The organism is Demequina lignilytica (assembly GCF_030418305.1).
GTDB lineage: Bacteria > Actinomycetota > Actinomycetes > Actinomycetales > Demequinaceae > Demequina > Demequina lignilytica.
Window position 1 is genome coordinate 107,560 of record NZ_JAUHPX010000009.1, and the last position, 11,374, is coordinate 118,933.

General features: G+C 71.6%; 9 protein-coding genes. 8 read left to right on the top strand and 1 reads right to left on the bottom strand.

Going from position 1 to position 11,374, the window contains the following annotated elements; all coding sequences use genetic code 11:
- Window positions 1-9: 9 nt before the first annotated feature.
- A complete protein-coding gene (locus QQX10_RS12955) occupies window positions 10-309 on the bottom strand; it encodes a YciI family protein (RefSeq protein WP_301121475.1) in 300 nt (99 codons plus the stop codon).
- A gap of 125 nt (window positions 310-434) precedes the next feature.
- Here QQX10_RS12955 and uvrA point away from each other — a divergent pair, with 125 nt between their 5' ends.
- The 8 genes from uvrA (at window position 435) to tpiA (ending at window position 11,323) form a co-directional block, all read left to right on the top strand.
- Window positions 435-3,296 carry an excinuclease ABC subunit UvrA gene (uvrA, locus tag QQX10_RS12960; RefSeq protein ID WP_301121473.1) on the top strand — a complete coding sequence of 954 codons (2,862 nt, stop codon included), beginning with the start codon at window positions 435-437 and terminating at the stop codon, window positions 3,294-3,296.
- A 9-nt stretch (window positions 3,297-3,305) separates the two neighbouring features.
- Window positions 3,306-5,189, top strand: coding sequence for an excinuclease ABC subunit UvrC (gene uvrC, locus QQX10_RS12965; RefSeq protein ID WP_301121471.1), 1,884 nt, complete (start codon window positions 3,306-3,308; stop codon window positions 5,187-5,189).
- On the top strand, window positions 5,186-6,106 hold the full coding sequence (gene rapZ, locus QQX10_RS12970) for an RNase adapter RapZ (protein WP_301121469.1): 921 nt from the start codon (window positions 5,186-5,188) through the stop codon (window positions 6,104-6,106). Before uvrC ends, rapZ begins: the two co-directional genes overlap by 4 nt.
- Complete coding sequence (locus tag QQX10_RS12975; RefSeq protein ID WP_301121467.1) at window positions 6,103-7,059, top strand: gluconeogenesis factor YvcK family protein; 957 nt, start codon at window positions 6,103-6,105, stop codon at window positions 7,057-7,059. The genes rapZ and QQX10_RS12975 overlap by 4 nt, the downstream gene beginning before the upstream one ends.
- 16 nt (window positions 7,060-7,075) lie before the next feature.
- Entirely contained in the window at window positions 7,076-8,059 is a 984-nt protein-coding gene (gene whiA / locus QQX10_RS12980) for a DNA-binding protein WhiA (RefSeq protein WP_301121465.1), read from the top strand.
- 167 nt (window positions 8,060-8,226) lie between these two features.
- On the top strand, window positions 8,227-9,231 hold the full coding sequence (gene gap, locus QQX10_RS12985; protein ID WP_301121463.1) for a type I glyceraldehyde-3-phosphate dehydrogenase: 1,005 nt from the start codon (window positions 8,227-8,229) through the stop codon (window positions 9,229-9,231).
- A 106-nt stretch (window positions 9,232-9,337) separates the two neighbouring features.
- Window positions 9,338-10,528, top strand: coding sequence for a phosphoglycerate kinase (locus QQX10_RS12990; RefSeq protein WP_301121461.1), 1,191 nt, complete (start codon window positions 9,338-9,340; stop codon window positions 10,526-10,528).
- A 3-nt stretch (window positions 10,529-10,531) separates the two neighbouring features.
- Entirely contained in the window at window positions 10,532-11,323 is a 792-nt protein-coding gene (gene tpiA / locus QQX10_RS12995; protein WP_301121459.1) for a triose-phosphate isomerase, read from the top strand.
- The last annotated feature ends 51 nt before the right edge of the window (window positions 11,324-11,374 follow it).

Here is an 11,374-nt window from a genome sequence, read left to right on the forward strand (position 1 = left end):
AGCGGGGTGCTAGGCGGGGAAGTCACGGGCCGGCCACGCCCCGAAGGCGGGCCACTCGCGGATCGACCTCTCGGGCACCAGCCCGGCCAGCACGTAGGGGTCGTTCGCGACGATCTGCTCGGCCTCGTCGAGCGAGTCGACGTCGAGGACGATCAGCGCGCCGGGCTGCAGCGCGTCGCCGTAGCGTCCGATGGCGGGGCAGCGGCCGGACGCCGCGAGGGCGCGGAAGTGCGCGAGGTGCTCGGGACGGCGGGCGGCGCGGTCGTCGGCGCGCTCGTCGTAGGTGTAGTGGACGGCGTAGAGGCTCATGGGCTCATCCTGCCGCACACGCCGCGCCGCGTCCCGACCCCGGCGTGCCGGCCGGGGCCGGCCGAGGGGGCGCGACACGCGGGATCGAACGTGTGTTCGAAGGCGTTTCCGCGTAGCATGGCCGGGTGAACGACCGTCTCCTCGTCCGCGGTGCTCGCGAGCACAACCTCAAGGGTGTCGACCTCGACCTGCCGCGCGACTCGCTCATCGTCTTCTCCGGCCTCTCCGGCTCCGGCAAGTCCTCGCTGGCCTTCGACACCATCTTCGCCGAGGGCCAGCGTCGCTACGTCGAGTCGCTCAGCGCCTACGCCCGCCAGTTCCTTGGCCAGATGGACAAGCCCGACGTCGACTTCATCGAGGGTCTCAGCCCCGCCGTCAGCATCGACCAGAAGTCGACCAACCGGAACCCTCGGTCGACCGTCGGCACCATCACCGAGGTCTACGACTACCTGCGCCTGCTCTTCGCGCGCGTCGGGACGCCGCACTGCCCGGTGTGCGGCGAGGTGATCCAGGCGCAGACTCCCCAGCAGATCGTGGACTCGGTGCTCGCCCTGCCGGAGGGCACCCGCTACCAGGTGCTCGCGCCCGTGATCCGGGGCCGCAAGGGCGAGTACGCGGAGCTGTTCGCGGATCTCCAGCAGCAGGGGTTCGCCCGTGCCCGTGTCGACGGGGAGACGGTGCAGCTGAGCGAGCCGCCGCAGCTCGAGAAGAAGCTCAAGCACGACATCGAGGTGGTGGTCGACCGCCTGGTCGCGCGCGACGGCGTGCGCCAGCGCCTCACCGACTCGGTGGAGACCGCGCTGCGCATCGCCGACGGCCTGGTCGTGATCGATCCGGTCGACGGCGAGATCGAGCCGCGCCGCTACTCGGAGAAGCGCGCCTGCCCCAACGACCACGTGCTGACGCTGGAGGAGATGGAGCCGCGCACGTTCTCGTTCAACGCGCCCTACGGCGCGTGCCCCGAGTGCACGGGGATCGGCGTCAGGCTCGAGGTCGACCCGGATCTGGTGGTCCCGGACCGGCAGCTCTCGCTGCGCGGCGGGGCCGTGGCGCCGTGGGCCGCCACCAGCTCCGACTACTTCGACCGCACGCTCTCCGCGCTCGCCGCGGACCTGGGCTTCTCGATGGACGATGCGTGGGAGGACCTCCCGGCGGACGTCCAGGCGGCGATCCTCACGGGCAAGGACTACAAGGTCCACGTGAAGTTCCGGAACCGCTACGGCCGCGAGCGGCAGTACACGACCGGCTTCGAGGGCGTCATCACGTGGCTCGAGCGCCTGCACGAGCAGACGGAGTCCGAGTTCGCGCGGGACAAGTACGAGTCGTACATGCGTGAGGTGCCGTGCCCGGTCTGCCGCGGCACTCGCCTCAAGCCCGAGGTGCTCGCCGTGAGCATCGGCGGGCGGTCGATCGCGGAGGTCTGCGAGCTCTCCATCGCCGACGCGCGGGACTTCCTGCTCACGGCCGAGCTCGACGAGCGCGGTCGGCAGATCGCGGTCCAGGTGCTCAAGGAGATCGACGCGCGGCTCGGCTTCCTGCTCGACGTGGGCCTCGACTACCTCACGCTCGCGCGCGCCGCGGGCACGCTGTCGGGCGGCGAGGCGCAGCGGATCCGTCTGGCGACGCAGATCGGCTCGGGGCTGGTGGGCGTGCTCTACGTGCTCGACGAGCCGAGCATCGGCCTCCACCAGCGCGACAACCGGCGACTCATCGACACGCTCACACGCCTGCGGGACCTGGGCAACACGCTGATCGTCGTGGAGCACGACGAGGACACCATCCGCACCGCGGACTGGGTGGTCGACATCGGCCCGGGCGCGGGGGAGCACGGCGGAGAGGTGGTCCACTCGGGCACCTACGAGGAGCTGCTCGTCAACGAGCGCTCGGTGACGGGCGCCTACGTCGCCGGCCGCCGGACCATCGAGCTGCCGGCGGAGCGCCGCCCGGTGGACCCGAACCGCCGGCTCACCGTCGTCGGCGCCCGCGAGCACAACCTGCAGGACATCGACGTCGACTTCCCGCTCGGCGTCCTCACCTCCGTCACGGGTGTGTCCGGCTCGGGCAAGTCGACGCTGGTCAACAGCATCCTGTACACGAGCCTCGCGAACACGCTCAACGGGGCCCGCCAGGTGCCGGGCCGTCACACGCGGATCACCGGCGTCGACCAGCTCGACAAGATCGTCCACGTCGACCAGGGGCCGATCGGCCGCACGCCGCGGTCGAACCCCGCGACGTACACGGGGGTCTGGGACAAGGTGCGGAAGCTGTTCGCCGACACCCAGGAGGCGAAGGTCCGGGGCTACGGACCGGGCCGCTTCTCCTTCAACGTCAAGGGTGGACGATGCGAGTCGTGCGCCGGCGACGGGACGCTGAAGATCGAGATGAACTTCCTCCCCGACGTGTACGTCCCCTGCGAGGTCTGCAAGGGGGCGCGATACAACCGCGAGACCCTCGAGGTGCACTTCAAGGGCAAGAACGTGGCCGACGTGCTGGACATGCCGATCGAGGAGGCCGCCGACTTCTTCGAGGCGATCCCCGCGATCTCGCGCCACCTGCGCACCCTGGTCGAGGTGGGCCTCGGCTACGTCCGCCTGGGTCAGCCCGCGCCGACCCTGTCCGGAGGCGAGGCGCAGCGCGTCAAGCTCGCATCCGAGCTGCAGCGACGGTCCACCGGCCGCACCGTGTACGTGCTCGACGAGCCCACCACGGGCCTGCACTTCGAGGACGTGCGCAAGCTGCTCGGGGTCCTCCAGGGGCTGGTGGACAAGGGCAACACCGTGATCGTGATCGAGCACAACCTCGACGTGATCAAGTCATCCGACTGGCTGATCGACATGGGTCCGGAGGGCGGCTCCGGCGGCGGCATGGTGGTCGCCGAGGGCACGCCCGAACAGGTCGCGGGCGCCGACGGCTCCCACACCGGGGTGTTCCTCGCGGAGATCCTGGGCACGGCGCCCGCGGCGCGCACGGCATCCGCGCGGACCTAGGCTGGCGGCGTGACCGATCCCGCCTCCTACCGGCCGGCGCCTGGCTCCATCCCCGCGAAGCCGGGCGTGTACCGCTTCCGGGACCCCCATGGCCGGGTCGTCTACGTCGGGAAGGCGAAGAGCCTGCGCGCCCGGCTCGCGAACTACTTCCAGGACCCCGCCCAGCTGCACCCGCGCACCCGGCAGATGGTCACCACCGCATCGTCCGTCGACTGGACCGTGGTCCGCAGCGAGGTCGAGGCGCTGATCCTCGAGCACACGTGGATCAAGCAGTACGACCCGCGCTTCAACGTGGTCTTCAAGGACGACAAGTCGTATCCGTACCTCGCGGTCACCATGAACGAGCAGTACCCGCGCATGCAGGTGATGCGGGGGGACCGGAGGAAGGGCGTGCGCTACTTCGGCCCCTACGCCAAGGCGTGGGCGATCCGTGAGACCGTCGACACCCTGCTCACCGCGCTGCCGATGCGGACGTGCGCGCCGGGCGTCTTCCGCAAGGCGGAGCGGCAGGGCCGTCCGTGCCTGCTCGGCTACATCGACAAGTGCGCCGCGCCATGCGTGGGGCGCGTCTCCGAGGAGGAGCACCGCGAGCTCGCCGAGCGGGTGTGCCAGGTGCTCGCCGGCGACGCCAAGAGCATCGTGCGCGACCTGACGCGATCCATGCAGGCGGCGGCCGAGCGGGAGGACTTCGAGGCAGCGGCGCGTGCCCGGGACAGGCTCCGCGCGCTCGACAACGTGATGGCGCGCAACGCGATCGTGCTCGCGGCCGGGGTCGACGCCGACGTGTTCTCGCTCGCGGACGACGAGCTCGAGGCCGCGGCCCACGTGTTCCACGTCCGCGACGGCCGCATCGCGGGCGAGCGCGGCTGGGTGGTCGACAAGCCCGAGCCGCTCGACCCGGCGGGGATGGTCGGCCAGCTGGTGCAGGAGGCGTACGGCGCGGCGGAGCGCGAGGAGATCCCGACCGAGGTGCTGGTGCCGTTCCTGCCGGACGACGCGCCGGCCCTCACCGAGTGGCTGAGCGGGGTGCGCGGAGCGAAGGTGTCGATGCGCGTCCCGTCGCGAGGCAAGAAGGCGGAGCTCGCGCAGACGGGCGCGGGGAACGCGACCCAGGTGCTCGAGCAGCACCGCCTCAAGCGCGCCTCCGACCTCACCACCCGGTCGGCGGCGCTCCAGGAGCTTCAGGACGCGCTGGCGCTCGACCAGGCACCGCTGCGGATCGAGTGCTACGACATCTCGCACACGCAGGGCACGAACCAGGTCGGCTCGATGGTGGTCTTCGAGGACGCCATCGCGCGCAAGGCGGAGTACCGCCAGTTCTCCATCGCGGACGCGGTCGACGACACCGCCGCCATGCACGAGGTCCTCTCCCGGCGGTTCCGGCGCTACCTCGAGGAGTCGCAGCTGCCGCCGGAGGAGCGGGAGAGCGCGCGGTTCGCGTACCCCCCGCAGCTGGTGGTGGTCGACGGTGGCCTGCCGCAGGTGAACGCCGCCCGCCGGACGCTCGACGAGGTCGGCGTGCCCGAGATCGCGGTGGTGGGGCTCGCGAAGCGGCTCGAGGAGGTGTGGGTGCCGGGCGACGACTTCCCGGTGATCCTCCCGCGTGGCTCGGAGGCGCTCTACCTGCTCCAGCGCGTGCGGGACGAGGCCCACCGCTTCGCCATCAAGAACCACCGCGCGAAGCGCACGAAGGCGATGAAGGTGTCGCAGCTCGACCAGGTGGCCGGGGTCGGCCCGACCCGAGCGAAGGCCCTGATCACCCACTTCGGGTCCCTCGCGCGCCTCAAGGAGGCGTCGATCGAGCAGATCGCGCTGGTGCCGGGTGTGGGCGAGGGCACCGCGCGGACTGTCTACGCGGCCCTGCACGGGGAGGGTGGCATGCTGGGCGCATGACGGATGAGGTCCCCCCGGTCACCTTCCCCTCCGGCATCCCCCTGCCTGTCCTGGACATGACGGGCGTCTCCGCTCAGGTCATCGTCCTCACGGGCATGTCGGGCGCGGGACGCACCAAGGCCGCCGCCGTCCTCGCGGACCTCGGCTGGTACGTCGTCGACAACCTCCCGCCCCAGCTCCTCGGCGGCCTGGTCGCGATGGTCGGCCGGGGCGGGCGCGACCGGCTCGCCGCTGTGGTCGACGTGCGCGGCGGAGAGTTCTTCCAGGACGTCGAGGCGGCGCTCGACGACCTGGAGGCCCGCGGCGTCCCCGTCCGGCTCATCTTCCTGGACGCCTCCGACCAGGCGCTCGTGCGGCGGTTCGAGGAGGCCCGACGGCCGCACCCGCTGCAGGGCGCGGGCACGCTCCTCGAGGGCATCTCGCGGGAGCGCGTGGCCCTCGCCGCGGTCCGGGAGCGCGCCACCGAGCTGGTCGACACGAGCGACCTCAACGTCCACCAGCTCCGGGACGTGATGACGGACGTGGCGGGGGAGGGCGACCGCCCGCTGCAGGTCAACGTGCAGTCGTTCGGCTTCAAGAACGGCGTGCCTCACGATGCCGACTTCGTGGCCGACGTGAGATTCCTGCACAACCCGCACTGGGTCCCCGAGCTGCGTCCCCTCACCGGTCTCGACCAGCCCGTGCGCGACTACGTGCTCGGCTCCGATGGCGCGGACGAGTTCGTGACGGGATACGCGGACGTCATGGGCACCGTGCTGGACCGCTACCGGGCCCACGACAAGCACTCGGTCACCATCGGCGTGGGCTGCACCGGCGGCAAGCACCGGTCCGTCGCCGTCGCGGAGGAGCTCGGCCGCGTGCTTGCGGAGCGCGGCTACCAGGTCCGCGTGAGCCACCGCGACCGGGGCCGGTCGTGACGCCCGCGCCGCACGTGGTGGCCCTCGGTGGCGGCCACGGCCTGTACGCGAGCCTGACCGCGCTGCGGGGGCGCTGCGAGGTGCTGACGGCGGTGGTGACGGTCGCGGACGACGGGGGCTCGTCCGGCCGCATCCGCGCCGAGATGCCGGTGCCGCCGCCGGGGGACCTGCGCATGGCGCTGTCCGCCCTGTGCGAGGACACCGACTGGGGCCGGACCTGGCGCGACGTGCTGCAGTGGCGGTTCGCCACCACGGGCCCCCTCGACGGCCACGCCGTCGGGAACCTCCTGATCGCCGGACTGTGGGACCGCACGGGCGGGATCGTCGAGGGCCTGGACTGGGTGGCCCGCCTCCTGCGCTGCGAGGGACGGGTCCTTCCCGTGTCGACCGAGCCGATCGTCGTGAGCGCGCACGTCGAGGGCAGGGACGGCGTGCTGCGCCGGGTCGAAGGCCAGGTCGCCGTGGCGACCGCGCAGGGCCGGGTGCGCGACCTGGCCGTCTCGCCCGCCGACCCCGCGGTGCCCGCGGCGACGCTCGAGGCGATCGCGGACGCGGACGCGGTCATCCTCGGACCGGGCAGCTGGTACACCTCGGTGCTCACGCACTTCCTGGTGCCGCGGGTCGCGGAGGCGCTGGTTGCGGCGGGCGGGCGGACCATCCTGACGCTCAACATCGCGCATGAGGACGAGGAGACGGCCGGCACCGACCGGGTCGACGACGTCGCGGTGCTGCGCGCGGCGGCCCCCGGCTTCGTGCCGGCGGCGGTGCTCGCCGACGCGACCCACGACGAGCCGCGGCTGCGCGCCGCGGTCGAGGACTGGGGCGCACGGTTCGTGGTGGCGCCGATGCGGGCGGACGATGCGGTGGACAGGCATGACGTGGGCAGGCTGGGCGAGCAGTACGCGCAGCTGCTCGCCGAGGTGGCCGCGGGCGGCTCCGCGATGCGCCGATGAATGGCAGGATTGCGCCATGGCTTTGACGGCAGAGGTGAAGGACGAGCTTGCCCGCGTGCCCCTCGAGAGGGTGTCCGCGCGCAAGGCCGAGATCGCGGCGACCCTCCGGTTCGCGGGGGGCCTGCACATCGTCTCCGGGCGGATCGTGATCGAGGCCGAGCTCGACACCGCGATCGCCGCGCGGCGCCTGCGCCAGTTCATCGGCGAGACCTACGGCCTGAGCTCCGAGATCATCGTGGTGTCGGGCGGCGCCCTGAAGAAGGGCAACCGCTACGTCGTCCGCGTGGTCAAGGAGGGCGAGGCCCTGGCCCGCCAGACCGGCCTGCTCGACCACCGCGGCCGCCCGGTGCGGGGCCTCCCGCCCCACGTGGTCGGGGGTTCGATCGAGGACACCGTGGCCGCGTGGCGTGGAGCGTTCCTCGCGCACGGCTCGCTCACCGAGCCGGGTCGCTCCTCCGCGCTCGAGGTCACCTCGCCCGGCCCCGAGGCGGCGCTCGCCCTCGTGGGCGCGGCGCGCCGTCTCGGCATCTCCGCGAAGTCGCGCGAGGTTCGCGGGGTCGACCGCGTGGTGATCCGCGACGGCGACGCCATCGCGAGCCTCCTCACGCGCCTGGGTGCCCACGGCTCCGTGCTGGTGTGGGAGGAGAAGCGCACCCGTCGCGAGGTGCGCGGCACCGCCAACCGGCTCGCGAACTTCGACGACGCGAACCTCCGGCGCTCGGCGCGCGCCGCCGTGGCCGCGGGCGCGCGCGTGGACCGAGCGTTCGAGATCCTCGGCGACGAGGTCCCCGATCACCTGCGCGAGGCCGGCGAGCTGCGCCTCGCGAACAAGGAGGCGTCCCTCGAGGAGCTGGGCAAGCTGGCCGACCCGCCGCTCACGAAGGACGCCGTCGCGGGGCGCATCCGGCGCCTGCTGGCGACCGCCGACAAGCGCGCGGAGGAGCTCGGCATCCCGGATACCGAGGCGGGTATCGCACAGGAGCTTCTCGACCTCGACTAGGGGAAATCCCAGGTCCGGTCCGGGACCTCGGTCCGCGTGGCGGGCTTCCGCGTAAGTAGTAGGCTTCAAGAAGTGGCCCGCCACAGGCGGCGTCCGGCGCACGTGGTCGTGCGCAGTCCACATCCACAATCGCGTCGCCCCGGCGACGCACCCGGAGGAGACCAAAAGTGACCATCAAGGTCGGTATCAACGGCTTCGGCCGCATCGGACGTAACTTCTTCCGCGCCGCGCGCGAGCTCGGCTTCGACTTCGAGGTGGTGGGTGTCAACGACCTCACCGACAACGCGACCCTCGCGCACCTCCTCAAGTACGACACCGTCCTGGGCAAGTTCCCGGGCGAGGTGACCTTCGACGACGAGAACCTCTACGTCGACGGCAAGGCGATCAAGGCCCTGGCCGAGCGCGACCCCGCCAACCTCCCCTGGGGCGAGCTGGGCGCCGACATCGTCATCGAGTCGACCGGCTTCTTCACCGACGCCGAGAAGGCCAAGGCCCACATCGCCGCGGGCGCCAAGAAGGTCATCATCTCCGCCCCGGCGAAGAACGAGGACGCCACCTTCGTCGTGGGTGTGAACCACACCGACTACGACCCGGCCGCCCACAACGTGATCTCGAACGCGTCGTGCACCACCAACTGCCTCGCGCCCTTCGCGAAGGCCCTCAACGACGCGATCGGCATCGAGCGTGGCCTCATGACCACGATCCACGCCTACACCGGTGACCAGAACCTGCAGGACGGCCCGCACAAGGACCTCCGTCGTGCCCGCGCCGCCGCGCAGAACATCGTCCCCACCTCGACCGGTGCCGCCAAGGCCGTGGCCCTGGTGCTCCCCGAGCTCAAGGGCAAGCTGGACGGCTTCGCGATGCGCGTGCCGACCATCACCGGCTCCGCCACCGACCTCACCTTCGAGGCGTCGCGTGAGACCTCCATCGAGGAGGTCAACGCCGCGATCAAGGCTGCGGCCGAGGGCGCCATGGCCGGCACGCTGTCCTACGTCGAGGACGACATCGTCTCCTCGGACATCATCGGCGACTCGCACCAGTCGATCTTCGACTCGAAGCTCACCAAGGTGAACGGCTCGACGGTCAAGGTCGTGTCCTGGTACGACAACGAGTGGGGCTACTCCGCCTCGCTCGCGAAGCTCACCAACTACGTGGGCGAGCGCCTCTAAGCGCCTGAGCACGATGTGACTGCAGCGACGGCCGCGCACGCTTGGCGTGTGCGGCCGTCGTCGCGTCAGCACGGTTTCGATCCACCCCTTCCTCTCAGGAGACACCATGAAGACCATCGACTCGCTCGGTGACCTCACCGGCAAGAAGGTGCTGGTCCGCTCGGACCTCAACGTCCCGCTGGACGGCACCACGATCACCGACGACGGCCGCGTCCGCGCCTCGGTGCCCACCATCCAGAAGCTGCTCGGCGCCGGCGCCGCGGTCATCGTCACCGCGCACCTGGGCCGTCCCAAGGGCGCGCCGGAGGACAAGTACTCCCTGGCGCCCGCCGCGGCCCGCCTCGCGGAGCTGCTCGGCCAGCCCGTGACCCTCGCGGAGGACCTCGTCGGCGAGTCGGCGAAGGCCGTCACCGCCGCGCTCGAGCCCGGCCAGGTCGCGATGCTCGAGAACGTGCGCTTCGACGCGCGCGAGACCTCCAAGGTCGACGAGGAGCGCCAGGCGCTCGCCGCGGAGCTCGCCGCGTTCGCGGACGTGTTCGTGTCCGACGGCTTCGGCGTCGTCCACCGCAAGCAGGCCTCCGTCTACGACGTCGCGCAGATCCTGCCCGCGGCCGCCGGCACCCTGGTCGAGAAGGAGGTCGTCTCGCTGTCGAAGGCCGTGACCGACCCCGCCCGTCCCTACGCCGTCGTGCTCGGCGGCTCGAAGGTGTCGGACAAGCTCGGCGTCATCGCGAACCTCCTGACCAAGGCCGACCGCCTCCTCATCGGCGGTGGCATGGTCTTCACCTTCCTCGCCGCCAAGGGCTACGAGGTGGGCAGCTCGCTCCTCGAGCAGGACCAGATCGACACCGTCAAGGGCTACCTCGCGACCGCGGAGGCCAACGGCGTCGAGATCGTGCTCCCGACCGACATCGTCGCGGCCGACCGCTTCGCCGCGGACGCCGACGCCGTGGTGGTCGCGGCCGACGCGATCCCCGCGGACCGCATGGGCCTCGACATCGGCCCCGACTCGGCCGCGCTGTTCGCGTCCAAGATCGCGGACGCCAAGACCATCGTCTGGAACGGCCCCATGGGCGTGTTCGAGATGGAGGCCTTCGCGAGCGGCACCAAGGCCGTCGCGCAGGCCATGATCGACTCCGACGGCTTCTCGGTCGTCGGCGGCGGCGACTCCGCCGCGGCCGTGCGCCTGCTCGGCTTCGACGAGGCCGGATTCGGCCACATCTCCACGGGCGGCGGAGCGTCGCTCGAACTTCTCGAGGGCAAGGTCCTGCCGGGCCTCGCCGTGCTGGAGGGCTGAACCATGGCACGTACCCCGCTGATCGCCGGCAACTGGAAGCTCAACCTCGACCACCTCGAGGCGACGCACACCGTGCAGAAGCTCGCGTGGCTCCTGCGCGACGCCAAGCACGACTACTCCGAGGTCGAGGTCGCGGTGCTCGCGTCCTTCACCTCGCTGCGCTCCGTGCAGACGCTCGTCGACGCCGACCAGCTCGAGCTCAAGTACGGCGCCCAGGACATCTCGCAGCACGCGTCCGGCGCGTACACCGGCGAGGTCTCCGGCACCCAGCTGTCGAAGCTCGGCGTGTCCTACGTGGCCGTCGGCCACTCGGAGCGTCGCCAGTACCACGGCGAGACCGACGAGATCGTCGCGGCGAAGACCCAGGCGGCCTTCGCCAACGGCATCGTCCCGATCGTGTGCGTGGGCGAGGGCCTCGACATCCGCAAGGCCGGCGAGCACGTGCCCTACACGCTCGCCCAGGTCGACGGCGCGCTCAAGGACCTGCCGGCCGAGCAGGCCAAGGACGTGGTCATCGCGTACGAGCCCGTGTGGGCCATCGGCACCGGCGAGGTCGCGACCCCGGCGGACGCGCAGGAGGTGTGCGCCGCGATCCGCGTCCGCATCGCCGAGCTCTACGACGCCGAGCTCGCTGACGGCGTCCGCGTCCTGTACGGCGGATCCGTGAAGTCGAGCTCGATCGCCCAGCTCATGGCCGAGGCCGACGTGGACGGCGGCCTGGTCGGCGGCGCGAGCCTCGACCCGGAGGAGTTCTCCAAGATCGCACGCTTCAAGGCGCACCAGGTCGGCCTCTAGCCGACCCGCCGCGGCCGGGGGGGCCCCCCCGGGCGCGCCGGGCGGGGAACA

Bases quoted from the DNA above. Each gene is read 5' to 3' on its own strand.
- tpiA (WP_301121459.1), top strand. From the start codon at position 10,532: ATGGCACGTACCCCGCTGATCGCCGGCAACTGGAAGCTCAACCTCGAC.
- QQX10_RS12955 (WP_301121475.1), bottom strand. From the start codon at position 309: ATGAGCCTCTACGCCGTCCACTACACCTACGACGAGCGCGCCGACGAC.
- QQX10_RS12990 (WP_301121461.1), top strand. From the start codon at position 9,338: ATGAAGACCATCGACTCGCTCGGTGACCTCACCGGCAAGAAGGTGCTG.
- whiA (WP_301121465.1), top strand. From the start codon at position 7,076: ATGGCTTTGACGGCAGAGGTGAAGGACGAGCTTGCCCGCGTGCCCCTC.
- rapZ (WP_301121469.1), top strand. From the start codon at position 5,186: ATGACGGATGAGGTCCCCCCGGTCACCTTCCCCTCCGGCATCCCCCTG.